The organism is Methanosarcina siciliae T4/M, assembly GCF_000970085.1.
Taxonomy (GTDB): Archaea; Halobacteriota; Methanosarcinia; order Methanosarcinales; family Methanosarcinaceae; genus Methanosarcina; species Methanosarcina siciliae.
Genome location: NZ_CP009506.1, coordinates 284,065 through 308,913 on the forward strand (window position 1 = coordinate 284,065; position 24,849 = coordinate 308,913).

General features: G+C 44.8%; 22 protein-coding genes and 1 pseudogene. 11 read left to right on the forward strand and 12 right to left on the reverse strand.

Annotation, left to right across the window (positions count from 1 at the left end; all coding sequences use genetic code 11):
* Positions 1–63 precede the first annotated feature (63 nt).
* From MSSIT_RS01295 to MSSIT_RS01305, 3 genes are read right to left on the reverse strand one after another with little or no spacing between them, the layout of a single operon-like run.
* On the reverse strand, positions 64–1,125 hold the full coding sequence (locus tag MSSIT_RS01295) for a COG1361 S-layer family protein (protein WP_048169356.1): 1,062 nt from the start codon (positions 1,123–1,125) through the stop codon (positions 64–66).
* A complete protein-coding gene (locus MSSIT_RS01300) occupies positions 1,118–2,260 on the reverse strand; it encodes a COG1361 S-layer family protein (protein WP_048169359.1) in 1,143 nt (380 codons plus the stop codon). The genes MSSIT_RS01295 and MSSIT_RS01300 overlap by 8 nt, the downstream gene beginning before the upstream one ends.
* Complete coding sequence (locus MSSIT_RS01305; RefSeq protein WP_231590320.1) at positions 2,257–4,518, reverse strand: efflux RND transporter permease subunit; 2,262 nt, start codon at positions 4,516–4,518, stop codon at positions 2,257–2,259. The genes MSSIT_RS01300 and MSSIT_RS01305 overlap by 4 nt, the downstream gene beginning before the upstream one ends.
* A 322-nt stretch (positions 4,519–4,840) precedes the next feature.
* Between MSSIT_RS01305 and MSSIT_RS01310 the strand changes: the two genes are divergently transcribed.
* The 3 genes from MSSIT_RS01310 to MSSIT_RS01320 all read left to right on the forward strand — a co-directional run bounded on the left by MSSIT_RS01310 (position 4,841) and on the right by MSSIT_RS01320 (position 6,972).
* Positions 4,841–5,614, forward strand: coding sequence for a TrmB family transcriptional regulator (locus MSSIT_RS01310; protein WP_048169363.1), 774 nt, complete (start codon positions 4,841–4,843; stop codon positions 5,612–5,614).
* 270 nt (positions 5,615–5,884) lie between these two features.
* Positions 5,885–6,556: an MBL fold metallo-hydrolase gene (locus MSSIT_RS01315; RefSeq protein ID WP_048169365.1), complete on the forward strand. Its 672-nt coding sequence runs from the start codon at positions 5,885–5,887 to the stop codon at positions 6,554–6,556.
* Positions 6,557–6,648: 92 nt separating this feature from the next.
* On the forward strand, positions 6,649–6,972 hold the full coding sequence (locus MSSIT_RS01320) for a ribonuclease P protein component 4 (protein ID WP_048169367.1): 324 nt from the start codon (positions 6,649–6,651) through the stop codon (positions 6,970–6,972).
* A 30-nt stretch (positions 6,973–7,002) separates the two neighbouring features.
* Here MSSIT_RS01320 and MSSIT_RS01325 read toward each other — a convergent pair whose 3' ends face one another.
* Both MSSIT_RS01325 and MSSIT_RS01330 read right to left on the reverse strand, forming a co-directional pair.
* Positions 7,003–7,272, reverse strand: a complete 270-nt coding sequence (locus MSSIT_RS01325; protein WP_148704700.1) for a hypothetical protein — start codon at positions 7,270–7,272, stop codon at positions 7,003–7,005.
* Between the two features lie 59 nt (positions 7,273–7,331).
* Positions 7,332–7,637 (reverse strand): signal recognition particle protein Srp19, encoded by a 306-nt coding sequence (locus MSSIT_RS01330; protein WP_048174414.1) that lies wholly within the window; start codon positions 7,635–7,637, stop codon positions 7,332–7,334.
* Between the two features lie 180 nt (positions 7,638–7,817).
* Between MSSIT_RS01330 and MSSIT_RS01335 the strand changes: the two genes are divergently transcribed.
* From MSSIT_RS01335 to MSSIT_RS01360, 5 genes are all read left to right on the forward strand, one after another.
* On the forward strand, positions 7,818–8,075 hold the full coding sequence (locus tag MSSIT_RS01335; protein WP_048169370.1) for a hypothetical protein: 258 nt from the start codon (positions 7,818–7,820) through the stop codon (positions 8,073–8,075).
* Positions 8,076–8,320: 245 nt separating this feature from the next.
* On the forward strand, positions 8,321–9,181 hold the full coding sequence (locus tag MSSIT_RS01340) for a DUF5803 family protein (protein ID WP_231590517.1): 861 nt from the start codon (positions 8,321–8,323) through the stop codon (positions 9,179–9,181).
* A 109-nt stretch (positions 9,182–9,290) separates the two neighbouring features.
* Positions 9,291–9,974 (forward strand): archaellin/type IV pilin N-terminal domain-containing protein, encoded by a 684-nt coding sequence (locus tag MSSIT_RS01345; RefSeq protein WP_048169373.1) that lies wholly within the window; start codon positions 9,291–9,293, stop codon positions 9,972–9,974.
* Between the two features lie 949 nt (positions 9,975–10,923).
* The gene (locus MSSIT_RS01350) at positions 10,924–11,304 is read left to right on the forward strand and encodes a hypothetical protein (protein ID WP_048169375.1); all 381 of its coding nucleotides are present in this window, start codon (positions 10,924–10,926) and stop codon (positions 11,302–11,304) included.
* 1,335 nt (positions 11,305–12,639) lie between these two features.
* Positions 12,640–12,981, forward strand: coding sequence for a hypothetical protein (locus MSSIT_RS01360; RefSeq protein ID WP_048169378.1), 342 nt, complete (start codon positions 12,640–12,642; stop codon positions 12,979–12,981).
* 346 nt (positions 12,982–13,327) lie between these two features.
* Here the strand turns inward: MSSIT_RS01360 and MSSIT_RS01365 are convergent, their stop codons facing one another.
* The 7 genes from MSSIT_RS01365 to MSSIT_RS01395 form a co-directional block, all read right to left on the reverse strand.
* Complete coding sequence (locus MSSIT_RS01365; protein WP_048169380.1) at positions 13,328–14,089, reverse strand: class I SAM-dependent methyltransferase; 762 nt, start codon at positions 14,087–14,089, stop codon at positions 13,328–13,330.
* Positions 14,086–14,793 (reverse strand): ABC transporter ATP-binding protein, encoded by a 708-nt coding sequence (locus MSSIT_RS01370; RefSeq protein ID WP_052721467.1) that lies wholly within the window; start codon positions 14,791–14,793, stop codon positions 14,086–14,088. Before MSSIT_RS01370 ends, MSSIT_RS01365 begins: the two co-directional genes overlap by 4 nt.
* Complete coding sequence (locus MSSIT_RS01375) at positions 14,769–15,704, reverse strand: ABC transporter ATP-binding protein (protein ID WP_048169382.1); 936 nt, start codon at positions 15,702–15,704, stop codon at positions 14,769–14,771. Before MSSIT_RS01375 ends, MSSIT_RS01370 begins: the two co-directional genes overlap by 25 nt.
* Positions 15,701–16,558, reverse strand: a complete 858-nt coding sequence (locus MSSIT_RS01380; RefSeq protein ID WP_231590327.1) for an ABC transporter permease — start codon at positions 16,556–16,558, stop codon at positions 15,701–15,703. The genes MSSIT_RS01375 and MSSIT_RS01380 overlap by 4 nt, the downstream gene beginning before the upstream one ends.
* A 49-nt stretch (positions 16,559–16,607) precedes the next feature.
* Positions 16,608–17,549, reverse strand: a complete 942-nt coding sequence (locus MSSIT_RS01385; protein WP_048169386.1) for an ABC transporter permease — start codon at positions 17,547–17,549, stop codon at positions 16,608–16,610.
* Positions 17,550–17,675: 126 nt separating this feature from the next.
* Complete coding sequence (locus tag MSSIT_RS01390) at positions 17,676–19,316, reverse strand: ABC transporter substrate-binding protein (protein WP_048174416.1); 1,641 nt, start codon at positions 19,314–19,316, stop codon at positions 17,676–17,678.
* A 28-nt stretch (positions 19,317–19,344) separates the two neighbouring features.
* A complete protein-coding gene (locus MSSIT_RS01395) occupies positions 19,345–20,112 on the reverse strand; it encodes a class I SAM-dependent methyltransferase (protein ID WP_048169388.1) in 768 nt (255 codons plus the stop codon).
* 1,258 nt (positions 20,113–21,370) lie between these two features.
* Between MSSIT_RS01395 and MSSIT_RS01405 the strand changes: the two genes are divergently transcribed.
* The 3 genes and pseudogenes from MSSIT_RS01405 to MSSIT_RS01415 all read left to right on the forward strand — a co-directional run bounded on the left by MSSIT_RS01405 (position 21,371) and on the right by MSSIT_RS01415 (position 24,753).
* Positions 21,371–21,940 carry an FmdE family protein gene (locus tag MSSIT_RS01405; protein WP_231590329.1) on the forward strand — a complete coding sequence of 190 codons (570 nt, stop codon included), beginning with the start codon at positions 21,371–21,373 and terminating at the stop codon, positions 21,938–21,940.
* Positions 21,941–21,958: 18 nt separating this feature from the next.
* Complete coding sequence (locus tag MSSIT_RS01410) at positions 21,959–22,999, forward strand: 4Fe-4S binding protein (RefSeq protein WP_048169394.1); 1,041 nt, start codon at positions 21,959–21,961, stop codon at positions 22,997–22,999.
* Positions 23,000–24,753, forward strand: a pseudogene (locus MSSIT_RS01415) (formylmethanofuran dehydrogenase subunit A). It abuts the gene before it with no gap.
* Positions 24,754–24,849 lie beyond the last annotated feature (96 nt).

Sequence of the window (24,849 nt, forward strand, 5' to 3'; positions counted from 1 at the left end):
ACCTGTGTGCCTGTATTATATCTACAGGCACTTTTGCTTGATTTTTCATTTCCAGCTTTTCGTTCATTCTTTCTGCTGTTTTTTCCTGAATAGGATGAATCCGGCAGCAAGAGCCATGAATGCTATCCCGGTTCCAAGCTGGTATCCGGGAAGGCCTTTTTCGGCAGCAAGAACTTCGGTGTTGATTTTTATGCTATCTGAGACCTGGTCGTGCCCGTCAACGTCTTCATAGAGGATCTCGCTGGTGATGGAATATGGTTTGGGGGTTGCATCCTCGTCCACATCCATATCAAAAATGGCAACAGCTGTTTTCCCCGGGTTCAGGGTTCCAAGGTAAGCCTGGTCATCGGTTGTACTGAAGGGATCTCCTGCACTGACTCTGACAGTTGCATCCTTTGCAGGTTCTTCTCCCGTGTTCTTGTATGTGACATAGAGCAGTCCTCCTTCATCCGGATAGAGCTCTCCTTTCACTTCCGTTACCTCAAAGTAAGGCTCTTTTTTGACCTGTATATCTATGGTCTGGGTCTGGGTCTTGTTTTCGTACCAGATGCCTACTTCCTTGTTTGTTACAAGCCCAACAGTACTGTCAAAATCATCCCCGCCGACCTGCACATTGTTCTGGTATATATATGTAAGTTCGAGAGTTAATGGATAAGTTCCGGCTGTGGTGTTCTTGTTGATCTCAATGGTGAATTTTGTCGGGCTGGAGCTCTGTTTTCCCTGTTTGAGGGTGCCTGCTTCCTGGGGTCCGGATTTCACCTTGATATTAGGGTCGTCTGACTTGAGGGTTGCAAGAATACCCACTGCCGTTACAGCCTGTGCTTCGTACTGCATTTCGGCCTGCTGGAGCATCTCCTCAGTATAATCTCCCAGGTCTACGTCACTTTCGGATTTAAACCCGGTCACTGCTCCCTTGTTCATCATATTTATGTTCAGAGTTACCGTATCTCCTCTTGAATACTCGTTGTCTCCAATGAGTGTCGCAGTAAGGTCAGGTCCTCCGTAAACTGTGTAATAGTTCTCACTGATATCGAAGTTCTCGGGGAAAGCTGCCTGTGCGGGCAGGACAACGGAGCAAAGGATCAGAAGGGCTGTGATAGTAGCAAAAAGTCCATTTTTATTCATTCTCATCACCTGACGCGTTCTCATCATCATTCTTGTTTCTTTTCCGGTGCATATTTACGATCTGGTAAATGGCGATAAGGATAATCAGTATAATTGCTATGCCTGTTGTGCTGATCTTTTTCTCAGCAGCTTCAAGAGGCACGTGTACTTTCATGTTATCTGAAAAGGCGGTTTCTCCGTCTTCATCAACGTATTTTACCTCGCTATCAATTCCATAGTTTTTTACGGTAGCGTCACTGGTTGCAGCGATTTCGAAGCTGGCAGTCTTATTCTCTCCGGGCCCTATGTCGCCGAGCCTAACTATGGACTTCTCCGTACTCAGGGGGCTCATTACGATTATTCGGGCCATTGCATCCTGTGCTACCCTTTCTCTTGTGTTCGTATAGGTGACCTCAATGACTCTATTTTCTCCCTGTTTTAGGGTGCCTTTAACCTCTGCTACCTCTAACTTCGGTTCGCTTTTTATGGAAACGGGTATTTTGAGTGTCTCTGTTTTTGTCTTGTATTCTCTGGTATATTCCGTGTCCGTAAGCCCCAGATTTGCTACTGCCCCGGTTGCAGTCCGGACATTCGCCTGGTAGTCATAGCTTACAGGCAGGAGGAGTACATAATTCCCGGCAGGGGTATCGCTATCGACTTTTATGGTGTATTGAAGCATTGAGGGATGCCCTGTCTCAAGCTCTTCCACATTCTGGAAATTGGTAGCGGATTCAACCTCAATGTACTCTGTTTCGGAAACAAGGTGGGCATTAATGTTTTTTGCCGTTGTGCATTCTTTTTCTTCTCCCATCTCCTCCACTGCAAGCAGTTCTTCAGAGGAATCACTAACCCAGGTCTGATTTACGTTCAGCCTCTGAAATCCTTCAATCACTCCCTCATTCACAATTTTGATCTGCAGGGTTGCAGTCTCTCCCCTGTTTAACTCGGGGTCTCCTATGACTGATGCCTGAAGGACCGGCTCTCCGTAACTCCTGTAATAGTCTACGGTGTACCCATAGTCAGGAATAATGAAGTCTGTTTCATCATCCTCCCCGAAGGCTGGAAATGCAGTGATTGAGACTATTAACAGGATTAATACAACTATGGAAGTTTTTCTCAGTATTTTCTTTCTGGTTTTTCCGGGTGCTTGAATCATATTTCTGCCCCCTGAATTTGTTTTTTGGTCTCTTTTTCTACCGTTGCGGCTCCTTTTCTCCTGTCCCTCCAGGTATCAAGCAGGACTATAAGCGGGGGGAAGACCACAAAGGTTGCCAGGAGTGCCAGCAGGACATCTATAACCGTAACTTTTCCGAAATTGCTGATCATCGGGAAGGGGGACGCGACCAGGGCCAGGAACCCAAACACGGTGGTGGCTCCTGAGGCAATGATTGCAGTTCCTATTTTGGAACTGGTCATATGGATCGCTTCCATAGGACTTGCTCCTGCATCCTTTTCTTCAAAGTAGCGTTCCATCATGAGGATGGCATACTCGGAACCCACCCCAAGAATCAGAGCTCCAAGAGTTGCTGTCATGGGTGTGTACTCTATGTTCAGGTAGTACATGACTCCTCCTGACCAGCCGATCACTATAAACATGGGGATGATAGGGACTATTGCCTTCAGCCAGTCTCTGTAAATCACATAAAGTCCTACCAGTACAAGGGCAAGCCCGAGGAAAGTCATCGCTACTCTCCCGCTTGTAAGGGCGGTAATGACCTCTGTAAACACAACGTTGTTTCCGGTAACTGTGACAGTCGTTCCCGGTGGGGCAGGCATCCACTGCATGTCCTGCTTGACAATATTTGTCAGTTCCTGGATTCCTGTTATTTTTATGTCCGCAACCGCATTTCCTATATTGAAGTTAAGAAGGAGCATGTTCTTCCCGTACATGTAGCGCTCTTTCTGCGCTTCCGGGATCTCGGCATAAATATCTTCTATTTCCTGACTTGTGTCGGGAATTGTGCCTCCGTTCCTTTCCTTTACCAGGGATACGATGCTTGAAGCACTGTGAATATGGTCTCTCCCTGCTACTTCATGTTCGGAGAACTGGTCCATCCATTTCAGGACATCCGGGTTGGCTGTATCCTCAACCTTGATGATAAGGTTTAATTCCTCAGTTCCTCCCATGACATCTCCCATATGCTGGAGATCTACAAGGGCAGGCATGTCCTGCGGCACGAAGGTCTCGACATCAGTTTGAATAGCTACGGACTGATCAGCATAAAGGCCCCCAATACAGAGCAGGCCCGCAATCCCTAATACAATAATATCGTATCTTATCGTCAGGTCCGTAGTTTTCTGGAGAAGTATCTCTTTGCTGTTTCCGGCTCTCTTTTTTTCCGGCTTTTCCTTTTTCCCTATCCCTGCCGGTTTTATCCTCTGAGCAACTTTCCTTAAAGGATTTTTTTCTGAATATTTGTCAAAGAGCGAGACTGTTACGACTCCTACAAATATGGACGAGAGGTAACACATAACAATACCTATCAGGAGTAGTTTTCCAAAGTCCCGGATCATTGGCACCGAGGATGTAAAAAGTGAAACAAACCCGAGTCCTGTCATCCCGAGGGCTATTAAGACAGCAGGTCCGGTATTTTTTATGGTTTCTACAACTGCTCTTCCTTTATCCTCGTTTTTGTGCAGTTCTTCTTCGAGTCTGTTGTGGAACTGGATGGCGTAGTCTATCCCCACGCCTATGAGGACAGGGAATGCAGCCATAGAAACCATGGAAAGAGGAATTCCTATGTACCCCATGGCTCCGAAGGTATAAACGATTCCCAGGAGCACCACGGGCAGAGGAAGTAGCCCCCAGCGGACGTGTCTGAATACGAAAAACAGTACAATGACCATGAAAATGCCGGAAAGCCCCAGCAGTAGGCCCATACTTGAATTCATCTCAGTATTCATGTTGACCATGAAAGCCGGATCACCTGTTACGATAATGTTGTATGAAGGCGGAAATTCCGCAAATGAGACCGCATCTTCAGTAGCATGAAGGATATCTTCCTGTGCGGTATCACTGGCAGAGCCGGCCATAACCACCGAAATCAACATATGCGTATCATCAGGAATGATCTGGCTGAAGACATCCGGGTTCTGGTCTATTATGCTCTCGATTTCCTCATCGGTTTCAGGAATCACATATCTTCCTGTCATCTGGTAATTGACTGTTTTGATCAGAGAAGCAGGGCTTGTGGTCTCGATGACCCCCTCCGTGGACTGGAGCTGATGGTCGAGCCTGTCTACGGCTTTCATCAGTTCGGCGTTTTTTACCTCATTCCCCTCTACCATCACCACAATCGATTGTGTCTGGAATATTTTTTGATAAAGGTGATCATAGTCCTGATAGAGAGGGGAGTCTTTTCCTACAAAGGTCTCTGTCCCTGAAGCCATCTCTATTTTCTGTGCACCCTGCATTGAGATGACTATAAACAGGAAAGCTACCAGGAGTATGGAAAAACGGTTATTCTGAATAAAAAGTCCCAGTTTTTCAAAAGCATTTTTAATAGCGGATTCCCCTCATAATTTTTAGTATGAAGTACAATTTTGGGCCCTTGACGCGCATCCTGCTCCCTTCTTGCAGGAGATTTGCCTTTCAAGACTTATTAACTACCTCTCAAGCTTATTAATATCCATCTTTTTGCTTCTTTACTGTATGAATAGTTATTTACTGTTCTCTATCTGTTTGGTATGTATATGTAGAAAAGATTTAAATCTATTGTTACTTTAGGGGTAACAGATGTTTTCGCCACTTAATCCTCAGTTAATTCGCAATCTGGAGAAGTTAGGGCTGACTGAAAACGAGGCGAAAGCCTATGTCGGGGTTGTCAGTCTGAGGGAGGCTACAGCCCGGGAAGTCCATGAACTTACGAATGTGCCGAGAGCCAAAATATATGATGTCCTCAAAGTGCTGGCAAAGAAGGGCTATCTGGAAATCCGTCAGGGTTCTCCAACCTATTTCCGGGCTGTTGATCCCAAACAGGTAATAGGCAAGATAAAAGACGAATTCATCAACTGTGCGATAGAAACGCTTGACCAGCTCAACGAGTTAAGTTACGAACTTCCTAAAACTTCTCCTGTCTGGTGTATCCAGAGTGAGTGGGGAATTAAAAACAGAATCCGGGAAATTCTCATCGGGGTAAAGGAAGAACTGATTGTTTTTTCTTCCAGTACGGAGTTCTTCCGGGAATTTGAGGCTGAACTCAAAAGATTGGAAAAAAACTGCCGTTTAACCCTCATTGTGAATGATCTTGAGAGATTTAAATCCCTGCCCTTTGAGTTCAGAGAGCCTACAAAAGAGTTTTCGGACTCCATAAATAATATTGTTATTGATGGAGTTAAGTATGATGAACAGTTCTTTATGATTGCAGACGGAAAAGAATCAATTGGAGTCCACAGTGTGGGAAACAAAAGGGAAGCAGTCGTAATCAAGCTCCCGGTTGTTTGTTACATGCAGAAGATGATCTACGACAGAGTGCTTGAGCCGAATTTTATTGGAAAGGATCTTCCTTAAAAAGGAACTAAATTCTGTCCGAGAACCTTAACAGCTTGCATACCCATTGAAGTTCTACTTTCGGATACTATTATTTGTATTATTAATATTGTCTAAATATGAATTTGGATGCTATTAATATGTCTAATATGAATTCTACACTATAATATGGTATATGGTCTGATATATATGGTCTGATATGATATGATCTGATATGATAATAGAGTTCTTTATCATGTTTTTTTATGTGTATGGGGGCTATTGTTAGCAGGTGTATAAAGGTGTATAAATATGAATAGTGTAAAAATCGAAGGCGTTAATATTCAATGGTTCGGAAATTCCGGTTTTCTGCTTGAAGGAGATGGCAAAAAAATCTATATTGATCCTTATCAGATCGGTGTAGAACCGGCTTTTGATGACAGGGCAGATATTCTCCTCATTACGCACGAGCACTTTGACCACTGCAGCCCTGAGGATATACGGAAAGTCCGGAGATCGGATACAACTACCCTGATCCCTGAGAGCTGTTCCCTTGAGTTCAGAGGTGATGCCAGAAGGGTTGCCGAAGGGGATATCCTTGCGGATGGGCTTGAGATCAAAGGGATTCGGATTGAGGTTGTTCCGGCTTATAACCTTGATAAGCCCTACCACCCAAGAGAACTTGGAGTCGGGTATATCGTAGAGCTCGAGGGGCTTAGGATTTACCATGCAGGAGACTGTGATTTCTTCCCGGAGATGGAGGGTATCAGGGCCGATATAGCTCTTCTGCCTATAGGAGGTACGTATACAATGGATGAAGAAGAGGCCTCCAGGGCAGCTACGGCAATTTATCCGAAGGCTGTTATTCCAATGCACTACGGTTCAGAAGGAATCGATGGAGACCCCGAAAAGTTTAAAGCCCTTGTGAACAGCAAGAACCCGAATATTAGCGTAATTATTCTTGATTCATATCTTGACTCCTGATCTTGATGCATAATCTTGGCTCTTGATTTTGCTTTTTGAGCAAGGCTGAGACAGAATCCTTAGACTAAATAAACTCAGGGCCCGGTCTTACAATGCCTAAACTAGCCAGAAAACAGCAAAAAAACCTTATCCAGAATATAGCGATCCAGCGCATGCAGAGGCTTTTTGAGCTTGCAAAAGCCGAATTCCCAGAAAACCCTGAGCGTAGCAGGCGTTACGTGCAGCTCATACGAAATATCTCTATGCGAAACAGGATAAGCATTCCAAGGGAAATCAAAAGCAGAATCTGTAAACACTGTTATGCGTTCCTGGTGTCAGGGAACAATGCCCGTCACAGGTTGAAGGATGGGTATCTAGTCATATCCTGTGAACAATGCGGAAAAGAAATGAGATATCCTTTCAAAAAGTTAAAGTAAAGACTATGGGCTGTCGCCTATCATTGTGGATCAGACTAGCAGTGCTGTCAACAATTCTTTTACAGCATAGGTGGCAATCAGGATCACTGCCGCGATCATAAGGTATACAAAAACGTTTCTGTAAACTACATCCTTCTCTGATCCTGCTTTTATTCCCATGGCACCGGGACAGTTTTCACAGGAAGCAGCTCCACACCCGCATCCGAGAGTTATCTCTTTGTATGGGGGATGGACTACTTTTTTGGGACTACCTGATCCGTTAGTTATGACAGGTAGCGTTTTTTTGTTATTTTCAGACATATCTGCAGGTTTTGTTTTCAAATAATATAAATGTTCTTTTTAGTTCTTAACATTATTATTCATGTTTTTGCAGGTACTCCCTTCCCTCTCTTTTTTCTTATCTCCAGAGCGATCTGCTTTGAAATAACGGATTTTGGGGCCTTGTCGTCTACGAGCACTCTCCCGCTGACCTCCCACCAGGATTTGGGATAAGCTTTTTCAGGCTCCACTTCGGGGTTCAGGCCCAGCTTCTTTGCAGCATCTTTAATCTCATTCAGGTGCGGCTCCTTTACGGCATTTTTTCGAGAGATTATCCTTCCATTGCTTCTGGATCTGGTTTGGTCGATGTATGCAGGCCAGATTACAAGTTTTCCCTTATCTTTCATCATCATGCTATCTTCGTCCTAAATTGCTTTCATCAAATTTAAAACTGCCCGGCAGCTTCTGAAGTTCCGAAAGTTCTTTTCCCCAATGTATGTATCAATATGAAGGTTCCGGGTTTTCTCCTGTTCCCATAACCTGTAACTATTTATCTTCCCCGAACAATTTCTGCACGGTGTATTAATATGATTCCGGCGTTTTCAATTGACGAAAAAGTCAGGGCTTACATCAGGAAAAGCGGGCAGGACTTCCGGCTTTCTACTTCTCCGGATGGCCCTGTACTTCTCCCTATTGGGGAATCCTCCTCCAAACCCTCTGACATGAAACTCCTTGTTGGGAGTAATGTTCTTTACGTTTCCAAACTTCAGGCCAAATATATCAAAAAAATTGACTGGCCTATGGTAGAAAGGTATCTGAATGCTTCAGGAGAATCAGAAACCTGAGCTGTTTTTACACTATAAGTTTTTACCTTTCTGTTAGCTAAATCTGAGCTATTTTGTGTTTTTCTTCTGTGAGGTTATCCGCTTTGTTTATTAAGAAGAGAGAGCATAGGATAAAGGCTGACCTGTTATAGATCCTGCAAGTTTCTCTCCATATGGGAGGAGACTCCATTAAGAGTATTAAAGAAGAAAATTGCTGAGGTTGAAAAGAGATCTCTTCAAGCCCAAGGGAGAATTCTTCCGTGAAAATGAGAACAAAAAGTATATTTATACTCCTTGCCCTGCTGGTGGTCTTCATGTCGGGCTGTATTGATCAAAAAAAGGAGATAGTTCTGGATGAGTCCGGCAATATCTCGAATTATGAATTTGAGGTTTTTCTGGATGATTGGGACAATAATATTCCGGCAAATACCACCACATATTACATTCTGGAAGACAAAACCGAAGTACAGGTCGTCCACATTGTCATAAACAGCAGTAAGCTTGAGATTTACCCTCCCGATTCCCTTGGGGGCGGGTCAAGTGAAGAGCCTATTCGAAATTTCGTGCTTCTGGTAGAGCCTGCAGACGAAACCGTAGCAAGTTCAAAAACTTTTATGCGGCTTGCAAACAGTAGCAACGTTTCGGACCTCAATTATACCCTTACACAGGAAATCGCCCGGAACATGAAGGTGATAAACCTTGAATTTGAGGAACCTGTTACGGGTTTTGTTGCATATACCCTTGATACTCCGGCAACTCAAAGTTTTGCCTTTGTGAAACCTGACTCCGAGTTCATCAGGGTAGTCCTTCCGGTAGGGTTTGCCACAGGGAACAGAGTATTTGGGATAGCAAGGCCCGAACCTTATGATGTAAGCGTCGATGAGGAAGGAAGGGAGACTCTTTTGTGGATCTCCTCCAAGATGGGAGAACGGGAAGAGGCTATTCAGGTTAAATATTATGCCGAATCCGCTCCCATGTATTTCTTCGCTGCAATTGTAGCTCTGCTCTTTGGGGTCGGAGTGGTGCTTTCGCGTTATTCGCAAAGCAAAAAAGAACTGAAAAGTGTTCGAGAGGTCTTTGAACTCGAAAAAGAATATGAGGCTAAAGAACGTCGGAAAAAGAAATGAACAGGGGCAAGTATTTCCTTTTATTTTTTGCTAAGATTTCTTTTTCAAATAAGGTCGATTTTTCGTCAAACACTTAACTATTTATTCAAGCTAGGCATATTATTCTACTATGAAGGAATGGGGAAGTTTCCGGCATAGAAATTTGTATTTCCTAAAATCTTCACCCGAAGGTCTCTCTCCTATTGTCGGTTCCCTTCTCCTTCTACTAATGGTTTTTGTGCTTGCGGGCGCAATTGCAAGCAGCATTAATCTCTCCGGCTCCAGGACAAATTTTCAGTATCCTATGGCGAGAATAACTCTTGAATCCTGTGAAGGGGGGCTCTACGGGGTCGGTCCGGACTCGGAGAGAGCACGGCTTGAAGAAAATCAGTTTGTCCTCATGCATGAGGGGGGAGATCCCCTCCCATTGGACTCTGTCTCTATAAAGATTTTCGGTTACGGGAACTCCTATCAAGGTATCCCCGGAAATGGGGGTAGTCCTCTCAGCGGGGAACTCTCCGTCTTCTACAGGGATCTGGGTTCCGGAGGGAAAAATTCCACCTGCTACGTTGTTCATAACAGCGCTACTCTTGAGGACGGCTTGTGGGATGTCGGAGAAAGACTTGTGCTCTGCGGGCAGGACAGTGCAGTAGCAGCTGTAGAATCCAGCGTAAAAGTGGGCGTGGATGGGAACTATAACACCTCTGACAACTACGGTTTTAAAGCAGGTACTGAAATAACTCTAAATGTTGTTGACAGTAAAGGCAGAAATGTGATCGCCAAAAGAAAAGCTATTGTCAAACTCGCCGATTGATACCCCAAAAGCTTGTGGCAGGAATTAAACGATAAATGCGAAATTTGAAGATTAACATTTTTTCGGGCGGAAACTTAGCTTGTTTTTGACAGAATATCGTGTATGGATTTGGAAATAAGAGTATTCTTTCTTTTTCAGGTTGGTTTTTGGGTTAAATTTCCGATCCATTCTTTAAGTGCCATTTTTTTTCTTATCAGGCTATTTAATTCTCCTCAACATTAGCATTTCTGGGTTACGTATCTCCAAAAAGCTTCATTGGTATTATTTCGCACTTTTTTCTTCAATCGGACTTATATGATGGGGATAAGAGTTCAATAGCAATAATAATCACCTGTTGGATTAGGGTTTTTGTCCATAATCCCGATTGTGCTTGATTTTTTATTTCATATGTGCAATTGATACTAAATTTAAATTCTTATGCTGAACTTCAAAATTTACTTCTTTGAGTCCTTGTTAATTTTTCCTGTTAAAATATAAGACATTTAGAGGCTTCGATAAGTTTTAATCCCATCATTTTAAGTTCGATCTCAAATTGGTCGTATTATAAAGCTTGTTTTATAAATCAATCCCACTAATATTCTTGGTTTTTATAAGTATGCTTTTATTTTATCCGGATAATTTCAGGAATGTCGACCGGCGGATAGTCGGCAAGACAATTGGGGCAAAGCAGGACTTATGCTTTTGAATTGGGGAAATGGTAGCATAAGACACCATAATGTCAAAATCTTAGTATTTGTGACAGAATTGTCTGTGCTTTCTTTTTGACCTCATGTGCATACTATTCAGTGCATAAGTTCTATGAGAGAAAGTCCTAAAAGACGAAAACCACTCTAAAGCGTATCAAAAACTACTCTAAAGTGTATCAAAAACTACTCTAAAGTGTATCAAAAACTACTCTAAAGTGTATCAAATTGTATTAAATATTATAGAAATTAGGGGGTTAGAACATATGGGTAAACTAACATTTGATAAGCTAAAAAAGACCCTGTGTATGTTTACACTGGTCTTTTTCGTAATGTCATTTACAGCTGTGTCAGTAAGTGCAGAGTCAAATGATGCCAGTAAATGGAACCAGGAGAAGAAAAAATGGGATACAGAGAAGAGGACGTGGAATAAAGAGAAGAACAGCTGGAACAATGAGAAGAAGACGTGGGAAGACGAAAAAAAGAAGTGGAGTAAGAAGAAAAAGGGAAATGAATATAACATCTGGTTAAATAAATATAATGCCTGGTTACATAACTATTACACGTGGCTCAACAAGTACAACAAATGGGATGGCAATCACAGGAAATGGGAAGCGAAGTACAATAAATGGAGAAACAACCATTGAGGGTTGATTGAAAAACCTTGAGAGTTGACTTGTAAAATACACTGAAAAATTGCGCTATGAAATAAACTGAAGAATCTGGATGCGAGATAAACCAGATTCCTGCGGGACTTACACACTCGGGGAACAGATAAAGCATGAAGATCTGTCATAGGCCGTCTGAATAGACGAGATCTGTTGCATACAGGGTCTGCATAGATGAGATTTGTCATAAGATGAGATTTGTCATAAGATGAGATTTGTCATAAGATGAGATTTGTCATAAGATGAGATTTGTCATAGTGTGATCCGGACCCCTCTGATATTTCATGCTACTTTTTCCCCTATTCAGTTACGTAAGCCCTAATTGACTATAAATTCTTTCGTTAAGCCCGGCTTTTTCATCTGGCATGAAAGCACTTTTTATTACTTTCATTTCCTGGTGCCTGTAATTCGAAGAAATTTCATGTCTTTTTTCTAATCTGGGGATATTGGTCTGAAATTCTGCTTGTCCCTGATAGGGGCGATGTATCCGTATTTGGAGATAAAAGTATGTTTTCTTTTTCATGCATATTTCGGGATTAAATTTAATTTTTTCTCTTTAAGAGGTATTTTATTTCCCGTCTATCCGTTTAATTACTTTTAATTGTATTTTTTGGAACTTATTGTCCTTGAAAAGCTTTATTTACATTGTTTCAGGCTTTTTTCTTAAACCAGATCGGCAAGCTGGATTTAAAAAATTAATGGCGTTAAAAATCAGCGGTCGAATTAATATATTTTAATATGATGTCTATTGCACTTGATTCTTATGCATACTTCACGTACTCCGTATGCAATTTCTATTGAACATGAGAAACTGATCCTGAATCTCAAAATTTCCTTCATTGAATCTTTTGTTCATTTCTATAGTGTAATACGAAGTTTTAATGCTCAGGTAAGTATGAAATTCTATTATTAGTGTTATTTCTTGAATTAAATCTCTAATAACGTTTTTTTTCTAAATTAATTCTGTTTAATCTCTTTATTTTTGTAAGTATCCTTTTATTTAACCCGGCTAATTCATGGATTGTAACCGGCGAAAGTCGGTAACAAAACTTAGAACGAAATAGGACTCATGCCTTTGAGCTGAGAATATGGTAGTATAAACTTTAAAGAGTCTAAATCGTATGTTATATGACAGGCTTGGACGTGCTTTGTTTTTGCCTCATCTGCATAAGTTCTGTAAAAATAAACAATGAAAATACCGTTCCGAAAAAATCGTTCCAAATAGTCTCAAATTGTACTAGCTAAAAACTAAACCTAAATTAGAGGATTAACTATGAATAAAAAACATTTGACAGAATAAAAAAGATCCTGTGTATGTTTACACTGGTCTTCTTTGTCTCATCATTAACAGCTGCATCAGCAAGCGCAGGCTCAAATAATGAGATAAAATGGAAGAATGAAAAGAATCAGTGGGATAAAGAGAAGATAGGATGGGAGAAAGGACTGAAGCAGTGGCAGACTGAAAAACTGAAATGGGAATCAGAGAAAACGAAATGGGAAAATGAGAAAAAGGAATGGGACAAGAAAGATAAAAATTGTAACGAATATAAGGCCTGGTTAAATAATTATAACACATGGCTAAACAAATATAGCTCATGGGAAACCAAGTACGAGGTATGGGTAGTAAGTTATAATTCATGGGTAAGCAGTAACTAATGAGAATTGACTGCAAAATAAACCGAACCGGTGCACTGAACCAGTGAATATTGACTGTAATGAGGATTGAATGTAAAATACACTGGACCAGTGTGGCACTGAGCCGGCAAAAATTACTTGCCAAATACAATAAAGAACTTACTACACTAAAGAACTTACTACACTAAAGAACTTATCCGTAAAATCTGATCGGATTTATGTGCCTGGGACAAAATAAAGCATAAAAATAAAACATGAAAGTCTGTCAAAAATATAATGATTTTAGACTCATTGGTATTTCATGCTATTGGTTTCTCAGTCCAGGTACATAAGTTCGACTCTATTTTCATGAATTTTTCTTCTCAAACTATTTTTCTCCGTAGATCAGGTGATACTTGTAGTTGTAGGCTATCCTTTTTCGAAAAGGCATCTTCTTTTTCTGAAGTTCCATGATATCTTTCAGATCCAGGTCTTTTACATTTTTGAATCCCGCAGCCCTGAAATATTCAAGCATTTTTTCAGGAGGGACTCCATGTCGGTTGGGAAGTTCGTTGTCTATCTCTCTGGAATAGTGCCCTTTTCTGGGGTTCCTTCTTTCGGCGAGCAAAGTGCAGAAGTCGCTGACAAACCTCCTTGCCTTCGTTTCAAAGGAACCGTCATCCCAGACCCCGTCAACAACAATAAGCATTCCCCCTTTCTTCAGCACATTTCTCCAGTTCATGACTGCGGTATCAGGGTGCGGAAGGGTCCAGAGTAGGTGGCGGTTGACAACAACATCAAAGGTATCCTCTTCAAATGGAGGGGCTTCTGCATCTCCTTTTTCGAATACGCTGTCAAACCCTTTTCTGGACGCTTTTTCCCTGGCTTTTGCAAGCATTTTTTCCGAAAGGTCAAGGCCTGTAACCTGGTATCCCATCTCCGCAAACAGGAGCCCGATTTCACAGGTCCCGCAGCCCACATCCAGGACTTTTAACCTGCCTGGAGGGAGCAGGCTTTTAAAAACATGTTTCCAGGCTTCCCTTTCCATTTCACTCTGAATCCCGTGTCCTTCATGGCTGTCGTAGGTCTCGGATGAGACATCCCAGATACGAGCAATATTTTGTTTGATCCGGTTTTCCCGAATTGTCATGTTTTAATGCCTCTGTTCATGTTTTCAATTGCGGTAATAGTTCCGTTCTCAAGGTAGGCGATCCTGTGGCAGACTTTCCTTAACACTTCAAGGTCATGGGAAATCAGCAGGTAGGAAACCCCTGTTTCTCTCTGGAGCTTCTGCATAAGGCGCAGGATCTGGGCCTGGACCGAGACGTCAAGCATGGAAGTGGGCTCGTCGGCGACTATAAAATCAGGAGATAAAGCCATTATCCTGGCGAGCACTACCCTCTGGATCTCTCCCCCGCTGAGACGGCCTGGATAGCGGGCAAGGTGTTCCGGACGGAGGCCGGTGAGTTTTGCCAGCTCTTCTCCTCGTTTCAGGAGAGCATCCTGCTTGAGCCCGGAATGAAGTTTCAGGGGTTCGATAAGGTTTTCAAAGGCTTTCATGCGGGGGTCAAGGGAAGTTTCAGGGTGCTGGAAGATCATCTGGAGCTTAGGGCGCAATTTCCTGAACTCTTTTTTGCCCATGCCCAGAATATCTTCTCCCTTGACCAAAATTTCTCCTCCTGTAGGTTTTTCGAGCCCTACAATACATCTTCCAATAGTGGTTTTTCCTGACCCGCTTTTCCCGAAAAGTCCCAGGGTTTCTCCGCGGGCTACCGAGAAACTGACGTTTCTGAACACCTCCGAAGTCCCGAACCTCATTGCCAGTTCGTTTACTGCAAGGACCGGAAGTGGCACCTGATCCACCCTCCTTTGTGGTTTCTAATTTCAGGATGTTTCCTGGAACACTCAGCTCGTGAATATCTGCACCTTTCATGGAAAAAACAGCCCTCTGGAAGCTTTATCCTGCTGGGGGTCTGTCCACTCAGAGGGACAAGCCCGTTTCTGGGCTGAGCCCGGATAAGCCCTTTTGTATAAGGGTGAAGGGGTGTGCCGAGGACTTTTGAAGCTTCGTCCAGCTCCACAATCTCTCCTGCATACATCACGGCTATGCGGTCGCAGACCTCAAGAGCCAGGTCGAGGTCATGGGTGATCAGGAGCATTGTCTTCCCATACTCTTTTTTGATTTTAGTGAAAAGCTTCACCGCTCCTTCTTTTGCCTCAGGGTCCAGACCCTTTGTGGGTTCGTCCGCAATCAAAAGTTCGGGCTCAAAGGAAAGGGACATACAGGCAAGCAGCCGCTGCCTCATGCCTCCGGAAAGCTGGTGAGGATAAAGGTTACAGAGTCTTTCGGGATCTCTCAAAAAGAGCTGTTTCATGAGTTTCAGGGCTTTTTTCATTCCTTCCTTTCTTTCCGTCCTCTCGAAGACCTCCTCCACCTGAACCCCGTTTTTCAGGACAGGGTTGAGGGCTCCGGCCGGGTTCTGGGGCATGAGCGAGATGCGTTTTCCCCGGATTTTCCGGAGTTCGGAAGGCTTAAGGGAAAAAAGGTTCTGTCCCTTAAAAAAGACGGTTCCTTCCACCTTTGCATTTGCCGGAAGAAGCCTGAGCAGGGCAAGCCCTATCACGGATTTTCCTGACCCGCTTTCTCCTATAATCCCGAAGGTCTCTCCTTCTCTTACCTCAAAAGAGACCCTGGATACGGCTTTTACGCTGTCTTCCCCTGCAGGAAAATCTATGGAGAGGTCTCTTATTTCAAGCAGGTTCAATAGATTTCCCCTCCGTCATGGTTCGGGTCAAGGATATCCCTCATGCCGTCGCCCAGGATGCTGAAAATGACCACGATGAAGGTTATGGCAAGTCCCGGAAAGATCGTCTGGTAGGGGGCTGTTCTCATAAACTCTTTTCCTGCGGAAAGCATTGCTCCCCATTCCGGAACATCCGCAGGCAGCCCCACTCCAAGAAAACTCAGGGTGGCAATTGAGAGGATTACGTGTCCGAAGTCAATTGTAGCAAGCACGAGAAGAGGGGCAATTGCGTTGGGTACGATATGCTTGCGGATTATATGGAGGTCTCCGGCTCCGCTTGTTACGGCAGAAAGGACAAACTCCTGTTTTTTTATGGAAAGGACCTGTCCTCTCATCATTCTTGCATATTTTGCCCAGTGGACAATCGAGAGGGCAAGCATCAGGTTGAAAACCCCGCTCCCGAGCACTCCCATAATGGTGAGGGCAAAGATGACCCCCGGAAAAGAAAGGAAGATATCTATAACCCTTGAAACGCTTTCGTCAACAACCCCTCCGTAATAACCTGCCGCACAGCCAAGAGCGGTTCCAAGAATGAGAGAAATCAGTACCACTCCCGAGGCAATGGAAAGAGAAGTCTGTGCCCCTATCAGGATTCTGCTGAGCAGGTCCCTCCCAAGGTAATCGGTACCCAGAAGGTGCTCTCCTGAAGGGTTCAGGTTTTTGTTCTCCAGGTCTATGGCATTTGGGTCATAAGGGGAAATCAGGGGTGCAAAAAGGGCAAGCCCGGAAAAAAGCAAAAGGGCTGCCAGTGCAAAAAGCATATCTTTTCTTTGAAAGACTCTTTTTGCAAATTCGCTTCCGTAAGTTTCCGGCATCAGAAAACTTTTTTTCCTTAATCTGTCAGCAAATGCATTATCCATAGTATCAGCCGTATCTTATCCGTGGGTCCAGATGCGTATAGAGCATATCCACAAAGAAATGCACGAGGAGGAACATCGTAACAATGGCAAGCACGCAGCCCTGGACCATTGGCAGGTCCCTGGCCGAGATCGAATCCACAAGCAGGCTTCCTATCCCCGGCCAGGCAAAGATCTTTTCAATCACAACTGTTCCTCCAAGCAGGCTTCCCATCTGAAACCCGATCACCGTGATAACAGGGAGCATGGCGTTTTTAAGGGCATGTAGGCTTATGACCCTCCATACTGGGAGCCCTTTGGCTTTTGCAAACCTGATGTATTCCTGTCCCAGGGTTTCAAGCATGCTTGTCCTGGTGACCCTCATAACCGCAGCAACGGAATGGAGGGACAGGGCTGCTGCGGGCAAAAGCAGGTTTTCCAGGCTCCCGTACCCTGAAACGGGGACAAGTTTCAGCTTCAGGGAAAATACCAGGATAAGAATCAGAGCTACCCAGAATCCGGGCATTGAAACCCCAAAAAGCGTTGCAATCCTGAGGACGTGGTCCGAAATCCGGTTTTCCCGAAGGGCGGAATAAATTCCCAGATTCAGTCCAACAAGCACTGAAAGGGCCATACTTGCTCCCGCAAGCTCGATCGTTGCAGGCAGCCTCAAAGCCAGGAGGTAAAGGACAGGTTTCTTAAAGACATAGGAAGTCCCGATGTCTCCTCTCAATACGGCCTCTTTTATCCACCTGAAGAACTGCAGGTAAAGAGGGTCATCAAGGTCGTATCTGCTTGAGATCTGCTGAATCTGTTCTTCGGTTACGCTCTCCTCCAGCCCTACGAAAGTATGTTTGATAATCAGCTCGGCTGTACCCCCGGGAATCACGTTCATAAGAAAAAAGGTCAGGGCACAGGCTGCAAAAAGCGTAAGTGCCATGAAACCCGCCCTTTTCAAAAAATATTTCATGCTTTATCCTCATGCGAACAGAGGGCAACCCCCCTCGTTCTTTACGTTTTACTTTGAATGGGGAGAAACTCAGGGTACGGGCTTGAAACCCGTAACCTTTTGAGATTTCCTCTTTTCACTCCTTTTTTACTTCTCGAGATACATATCGGCGTTTATCCGGTAGTCATGAGCTGTCGGGTCGAAGACATACCCTTTTACATAGTCCTTCTTGACTATTGCGCAGCCATAGTAAGCCACAATGATCATGGGCTGTTCGTCGTACACAATAGCTTCGACTTCATTGAACTTCTTGTAGCGTTCTTCAAGGTCCGTTATCTTCCTGGCTTCCGTAATCAGGGCATCTACTTCCGGATTGGAATAGCCGGGTCCGTTGTCAGGTCCGTCTGTCATGTACCAGTTTGTCAGGATATATTCGGGGTCCGGGACCATTGCAATGTTGTAGGCGGCAAGGTAAAGGTCCCAGTTGCCTTTTTCTTTCCTGTCATTGATTGCCCCCATCTCCATTACTTCTGTCTCCACATCTATGCCTGCTTCCCTCAGCTGGGCAGCCATAGCTTCAGCCATCGGAGGAAGGCCCGGCCTTGCGGAATAGGTCATCATGTTGAGCTTGAGGGGTTCTCCGTCTTTGTCTCTTATCCCGTTCCCATCGGTGTCTACCCAGCCTGCGGCTGTCAGGAGTTCATCGGCTTTTTCAAGGTCTCTGGTGTAAGGGCTCAGGCTCTGATTTGCCCAGACCATCGTGGGAAGGAAGGGGCCTGCAGCGGCTTCCCCTACATTGTAGAGCACGTGTTCCACAATCCCGGCCCTGTCAATTGCATAGGACATCGCCTGCCTGACTCTTACGTCTTCAAGGGGCTCATGGTTCAGGTTGACATCGATTTTGTAAACCCTGGGAGTCTTGTACTTCTCAACATTAATGCCTTCTATAGCGTCAATCCGGTCCGTTTCACTGTAGGGTACATCTACGGTAAAGTCAACTTCCCCGTTTTCGATTGCCATCGCCCTTGTGTTCGGGTCAGGTATCCCTTTAAGGATCATCTTATCAAGCCCGACTTCTCCTCCCCACCAGTTTTCGTTCTTGACTACAGTGAGGACTCTGGTCTGCTCGTCAAAGGATTCGAACTTATACGGGCCTGTTCCTATGGGCTTTACGAACTCGCCGGCTTCGTCAAAAGAAGAGGGACTTATTACGGCGGTATCGGGGTAGTGGAGAATTCCGGGCAGGATGGGATTGATTTCCGTGGTTTTGATTTTGAGGGTATGGTTGTCAACGACTTCCATGGAGTCTATCTTGAGCATGGAATCGACCCTCGGGTTTGCTTCAATGACTTTTTCCAGGGTGAATTTGACTTCATTTGCAGTCATCGGGCTTCCGTCATGGAATGTGACATTCTCTCTTAGTTTGAACTCCCAGGTATTTTCATCAAGCTGCTCCCAGGAAGTAGCAAGCCCGGGCTTCAGGGAAAAATCTTCGTTTGCTCCGACAAGAGTCTCGGTCACGGCAGCTTTCTCGCAGATCAGCGTTCCGCCATCTCCGTCAATAGTATTGATCGTGTCTATTTCCCACATCTCTCCAAGTATGAGGGTATTCGCTTCGGAGTCTTCTTCTACCTGGGAGGCTCCTTCCGATCCGGAGGCAAGGTCCATCCCGGAGACTTCTTCCTGTGCTCCGCTTTCTTCGGTGCTGCTGCACCCGGAAGTCGCAAGGACGGCACAGGTCAGCGAGATAATTAACAATATAAGCAGGGGGGAATTTTTTTTCTTCATTTCGGAATCTCCACTGTTTTTGTGATTTTTATTTCCGGCCGCAGATGAGATAATACTGATAATTGCGTACAACCCGTTCACCTAAAGGCATGTTTTCTTTCTGGGCCTTCCGAACCTCTTTCAGGTCAAAAATCCGGATTTCCTCAAAACCCGAAGCTGCCAGGTATTCTTTCACTTTTTCAAGGGGAGCTCCTCCGGCATGGGGGAGCCGGGCTTTGAGTTCCTCGGAATATCCGGCGTGTCCTTTTCTGGGGTTTTTTCTTTCAAGAAGCAGGGTCAAAAAGGCGCCTACGTTTTTGCGAGCCCTGTCTCTCAGGGTTCCTCTGTCCCATACTCCGTCGATGATCACAACTTTCCCATTTTTTCGGAGCACCCGGCCCCAGTTTTCCACAGCTTTTTTCGGGTCCGGAAGGGTCCAGAGCAGGTGGCGGCTGAATACAATATCAAAAGAAGAAGGCTCAAAAGGAGGGTTTTCCGCATCTCCTTCTCCAAAAGTTATGTCAGCCCCACAGGCTTCAGCCTTTGCTTTCGCGGTTTTTAGCATTTTTCCGGAAATATCGATTCCCGTAACTCTGTACCCCATCTCCGCAAAGAGCAGGCTTAGCTCTCCTGTTCCGCAGCCGACATCAAGAATTTTCAAGTCTTTTCCCGGAAAAACCTCCCGAAAAGCACGTTTCCAGGCATCTCTTTCTTTTTGACTCTGGATCCCGTGTCCTGTATGGGTATCAAAAGTTTCGGACGCAAGGTCCCACCTATTGGCCACCATTTCTTTAATCTGGATTTCTGATGAAGACATCAACCAGTACTTACATATCTTACAATTAATAATTTTCTATTTTGTAATACTAGTTGTAATTAAAATATATTTTTGTATTACTAAATTATAGTAATTATTTTTTAAAAGATACAAAAATGATATTAATTTCTTTTAAGGTATTACTGATTTTAAAGGATAGTAATGATTCCCGGAGGTCTTAATGACGCGAGGATCTTACTGCAAGCCTTATCTAAAAAAGAATTCTTTCTCAGGCCACCCGAGTTTCGCTTCCCGAATTTCGCTTCGGGATCACAGAAAATCGGAGATTTTCTGGGAGTTGCGATGTAATCGCAACAGCACGAGGTCCTTTTCGCTTCGCTCCACTTCGCTCAAGAGGACTACCTGATAGGTTTACGCCTCGGGAGTACTCTGTATGTTTCGCGCCGCTCAAGCAGACTACTTTATACTACTTTATATTAGAGTAAGGGTTGGGAGCTAAGCTCAAGCAGACGATTATGAGAAATAGTGAGTTTCGCTCTCTCGCCGCAGGAGAGTGAAGGGCTACCAGATAAGCTGACAAGGGCACTGTATTTCTTAGTAAAACTTTCTTAGTAAAACTTTCTTAGTAAAACTTTCTTAGTAAAACACGATGTTCCCAGGGTAAGAACAGTATCTTCGGATATTTTTTTCATTGTGGGTGAGACGATTTCAGCTCTGCTGGAAGTAGAATCGCAAAACAAAAGATTCCGGGGCAGGACTAAAAATCCTGATTATTTTGATCCATTGCTTCAAAAAATCCTCTTTTTCGGCTTTTTCGCTGAGAAGGACCTTTTTAAAACTCTATTTTTTGCTTTTCTGCTCTTTGGGGGAAAATCTTTTCTCAATCGATAATTTTATAAAATACCTGTTTATATATTTTGAGCGCAAGAGTCCTGTCTTCCGTTTTTATAGATATGTCTATCCTTGCATATCTGGAAGCTGCAGAGTGTATTCTGGCCGGGTTTCTTTCCGATGCCAGGGGAGTTTGACCTCCCGGAGAGTCCTATCTCTCCTAATGGAGTTTCGTCCGTCTGAATCATCCAAAAATGAAGAATTTCTGTCAAGAAGTCAATTATAAGTAAAGTGCATCCTTCTGTGTTATGTTGGAATTTACATAATGTGCCTTCAGATAACACAGTTGTCTGGCATTTACTCTGTATTGACGTTGATATCTCTGTCGTTATGTTTATTTAAACATAACGGTAAGCCTGTGGCGGTGTATACATTGCATAAGAATTCAGATTCAGAAAAAACCAATATGGAAGCGATTCTGAAGCAGGTGAAGGACCCTGAGTTGCTTTCGCAGATTGAAAAGGTCGTCCCCTTTCACGGTTTCCTTACCTCAGGGGCATTAATCGGAATCCAGATGCTCAATATTGCAAAAAGGGAGCTCGATGTCCGGGACGGGGAGCGCATATACGTGACCTGCGAAACAAAAAGCTGCATGCCTGATCCTTTCCAGATCCTTGCCGGAGCTACTATCGGAAACAACGGGTTGAAGATCAATAACCTGGGAAAGATGGCGGTAACGGTAAATAAACAGGCGCCTGAGGGGGTTCGCGGCATAAAAGGTGTCCGGATTTATCTCGACCCTGAGAAGACAAAGGACTATCCCAAACTCCACGCCTGGTACCTGAACACTGAAAAGCTTCCTCATGAAGAGGTCGTGCCCATCCTTCTGGCTGCAGGAGAAAAGGTGTATTCCTGGAAACCTGTGGAGCTGGAAGTCCCGGTCCGGAAGAAAAAAAGGATAATGTGCTGTAAAAAGTGCGGTGAAATGTTCGTTCAATATGATAATGAGCTGCTGTGCGGCGGATGCACAGAATAACGCTGAGAGGTAAGCAAAATGCAAGATGATATGCGATTGTCTGTCTTTTCCGAAAAAAAAGACAGGCAGCTGGTCTATAAGCCTGAAATATGCATTGGCTGCGGGACCTGCGTACAGGCATGCCCCAAAGGTGTCCTTTCCGTAGGAGCCGTGGGAGCTGTAGCTAGAGGGCTTCTGGATGCGGACTTTCTGGAAATGACGAAAAGAGACGAATGCCTTGTCTGCGGGATCTGCGCAAGGGTTTGCCCCACAGGAGCCCTTGAACTGAGGCAGGAAGGTAAGCCCCTCAATGACACATCCTATATCTCAAAGGCCGTGAAGCCGACTTCAGTAAACGAAAATTGTGTCCACTGCGGGCTCTGTGAGGATATCTGCCCTCAGGGCTGTATTGAGGTAATCCGGGAGATTTCAGGGGATGGAAGCCTGAAACTGGTCGGAAAGACCGATATTGATACAGAGTGCTGTGTCCACTGTGGCTGGTGTGCTGCGGTCTGTCCCGTAGACGCCATTTCCGTGGAAAAACCCTTTGCAGGGACCTGGACCCGGGCAGAAGATGTCTGCCAGACCTGCCACACCTGTATTGATGTCTGTCCTGCAAATGCCATATTCAATAAAAAAGCCAAATCCGGAGAAAGAGTCGAAAAGATTACTCACCGGCCCGATGCCTGTATTTACTGCGGGGCCTGTGCGGTTTCCTGTCCTGTAGATGCTATTGATGTCCGAAAAACCGCAATTCTGCCGGAGATGGAGAAAAAAGGTCCTCTCGAGAAAAAACTGCTCGACGCCCCGGTCCCCGAAGCCCTGCTCCGCACTCGCCTGGAAACGGATGAAGCTGCATGTCTGGGCTGTGGGAACTGTGTGATCGTCTGTCCTGTAAACGCTCTCAATAACCGTGAACTTGCTTCAGGGTACCTCAACGACATGGACGAAAAAGCTCTCCTTGAGGTCAGGAACGGGAAAGTTTCGGTTGTAAACCAGGACGTGTGCGGAGGAGACGGGACCTGCGCTCTTATCTGCCCTGTAAATGCTATCTGGCTTGTGAAAAAAGAGGTGGAATAAATGGCAGGAACAATTGCAATCAAGAACGGATACGTCTTTGATCCCCTCAACGAAATAAACGGGGAGAAAATGGACATCTTCGTCAGAGACGGAAAAGTCGTAAAAGAGCTTTCGGCCGCCGAGATGAAAGAGGCAAAGGTTATCGATGCCTCAGGCATGACCGTTATGCCGGGTGGGGTTGACTCCCATTCCCACGTTGCGGGGGCAAAAGTTAATGCCGGCAGGTCGATGCGTCCTGAAGACCATTATAAAGCAAATCTTAATAAAACCGCACTCACCCATTCAGGTTCGGGTTATACTGTTCCTTCCGTCTTCAAACAGGGATATGATTACGCAGCAATGGGCTATACAACTGTTTTTGAAGCTGCGGTCCCTCCTCTTGAGGCTCGCCATACTCATGAAGAGATGCGTGCAACCCCTCTCCTTGATATGGGGGGTTATCTTGTTCTCGGAAACAACTTCTTTTTGATGCGCTATATCCGTAACGGGGACATGGAAAAAGCTGCTGCATATGTGGCCTGGATGATGAAGACCCACAAGACCTACGGGATCAAATGTGTTAACCCTGCAGGCGTCGAAAACTGGGCCTGGGGTAAAAACGTAAGCGATCTTGACGAAGCCAACATTCACTTTGAGATTACTCCAAGAGAGGTCATTAAAGGGCTTACTGAGATCAATGAAACCCTCGGGATGCCAATGCCAGTCCACCTGCATGCAAACAACCTGGGACACCCCGGCTGCTATGCAATTACCAAAGATTCTCTTAAAATCCCTGATGGCGTAAAGACAAAGCAGAGTATGGACGTGGAATGGGCAGAAACCAAAATCGACCCTTCAAGAGATCGTTCCGTATACCTTACTCACCTGATGTTTAACAGTTTTGCAGGCACTACCTGGGCAGACTGTGAGTCCGGTGTTAAAGACATTGCAGATTACATCAATAACAGGGATCACGTAGTAATTGATAGCGGCTGCACCCCTTTCGGAGAAGCCACAGTTATGACAGGAGACGGACCCGCCATTCACGACCTTTACACCCTTACAGGAAACAAGTGGTCAAACACCGACATTGAGATGGAGTGCGGGTCAGGTGTCATTCCCTTTACCTATCTCAAGTCCAACCCTGTACACAGCCTGCAGTGGGCAATGGGGCTTGAATGTCTTTTGCTTATCAATGACCCCTGGAAGACGATCATGACCACGGACAGCCCCAACGGTGGGCCGTTTACCAAATATCCTGAGGTGATGACCTGGATAATGTCCGAGGCTTTCAGGAAGCAGACCTTCGGTGAATGCCACAAGTGGGCAAATGACAGGAGTGCACTCGGAGGCGTAAACCGTGAGCTTTCCCTCTATGACCTTGCGATCCTGACCCGGGCCAATCCTGCCAAGACAATTGGCATGGCTCACAGAAAAGGCTCTCTCGGAGTGGGCGCGGACGGAGATGTTACAGTCTACAACTTAAACCCGCAACAGCTTGACGCAAATAACTACGAAGCCCTCCTCCAGGCCTTCAGAAAGGCGGAATACACTGTAAAGGGCGGTGAAATCGTGGCGGTTAAAGGAGAGATTGTCTCCCTGCCTGAGAAGCGGACTTACTATTCCGAAGTTCACGTAGAAAATGAGCGGGAAAAGGAGATGCTGGCTGACGTGAAGGAATGGTTCACGTACTATACCCTGGCTTTGCCAACTACCCTACTCCAGAGAAATACCTGGCAAACCCGACTCCCATACAGGTAAATTGTGAGAGGTGAAGGCATGACAGAGGGAGTACTTATTAATAAAATGACCGAAACCGGAAAAAGTGCCGGAGAAATGGAAGAAGTAACGCTTATTCCTAAAAATCAATT

Coding starts and splice junctions, on each gene's coding strand:
- MSSIT_RS01295 (WP_048169356.1), bottom strand. CDS start 1,125: ATGAATAAAAATGGACTTTTTGCTACTATCACAGCCCTTCTGATCCTT.
- MSSIT_RS01300 (WP_048169359.1), bottom strand. CDS start 2,260: ATGATTCAAGCACCCGGAAAAACCAGAAAGAAAATACTGAGAAAAACT.
- MSSIT_RS01305 (WP_231590320.1), bottom strand. CDS start 4,518: ATGCAGGGTGCACAGAAAATAGAGATGGCTTCAGGGACAGAGACCTTT.
- MSSIT_RS01310 (WP_048169363.1), top strand. CDS start 4,841: ATGTTTTCGCCACTTAATCCTCAGTTAATTCGCAATCTGGAGAAGTTA.
- MSSIT_RS01315 (WP_048169365.1), top strand. CDS start 5,885: ATGAATAGTGTAAAAATCGAAGGCGTTAATATTCAATGGTTCGGAAAT.
- MSSIT_RS01320 (WP_048169367.1), top strand. CDS start 6,649: ATGCCTAAACTAGCCAGAAAACAGCAAAAAAACCTTATCCAGAATATA.
- MSSIT_RS01325 (WP_148704700.1), bottom strand. CDS start 7,272: ATGTCTGAAAATAACAAAAAAACGCTACCTGTCATAACTAACGGATCA.
- MSSIT_RS01330 (WP_048174414.1), bottom strand. CDS start 7,637: ATGAAAGATAAGGGAAAACTTGTAATCTGGCCTGCATACATCGACCAA.
- MSSIT_RS01335 (WP_048169370.1), top strand. CDS start 7,818: ATGATTCCGGCGTTTTCAATTGACGAAAAAGTCAGGGCTTACATCAGG.
- MSSIT_RS01340 (WP_231590517.1), top strand. CDS start 8,321: ATGAGAACAAAAAGTATATTTATACTCCTTGCCCTGCTGGTGGTCTTC.
- MSSIT_RS01345 (WP_048169373.1), top strand. CDS start 9,291: ATGAAGGAATGGGGAAGTTTCCGGCATAGAAATTTGTATTTCCTAAAA.
- MSSIT_RS01350 (WP_048169375.1), top strand. CDS start 10,924: ATGGGTAAACTAACATTTGATAAGCTAAAAAAGACCCTGTGTATGTTT.
- MSSIT_RS01360 (WP_048169378.1), top strand. CDS start 12,640: ATGTTTACACTGGTCTTCTTTGTCTCATCATTAACAGCTGCATCAGCA.
- MSSIT_RS01365 (WP_048169380.1), bottom strand. CDS start 14,089: ATGACAATTCGGGAAAACCGGATCAAACAAAATATTGCTCGTATCTGG.
- MSSIT_RS01380 (WP_231590327.1), bottom strand. CDS start 16,558: ATGCCGGAAACTTACGGAAGCGAATTTGCAAAAAGAGTCTTTCAAAGA.
- MSSIT_RS01385 (WP_048169386.1), bottom strand. CDS start 17,549: ATGAAATATTTTTTGAAAAGGGCGGGTTTCATGGCACTTACGCTTTTT.
- MSSIT_RS01390 (WP_048174416.1), bottom strand. CDS start 19,316: ATGAAGAAAAAAAATTCCCCCCTGCTTATATTGTTAATTATCTCGCTG.
- MSSIT_RS01395 (WP_048169388.1), bottom strand. CDS start 20,112: ATGTCTTCATCAGAAATCCAGATTAAAGAAATGGTGGCCAATAGGTGG.
- MSSIT_RS01405 (WP_231590329.1), top strand. CDS start 21,371: ATGGAAGCGATTCTGAAGCAGGTGAAGGACCCTGAGTTGCTTTCGCAG.
- MSSIT_RS01410 (WP_048169394.1), top strand. CDS start 21,959: ATGCAAGATGATATGCGATTGTCTGTCTTTTCCGAAAAAAAAGACAGG.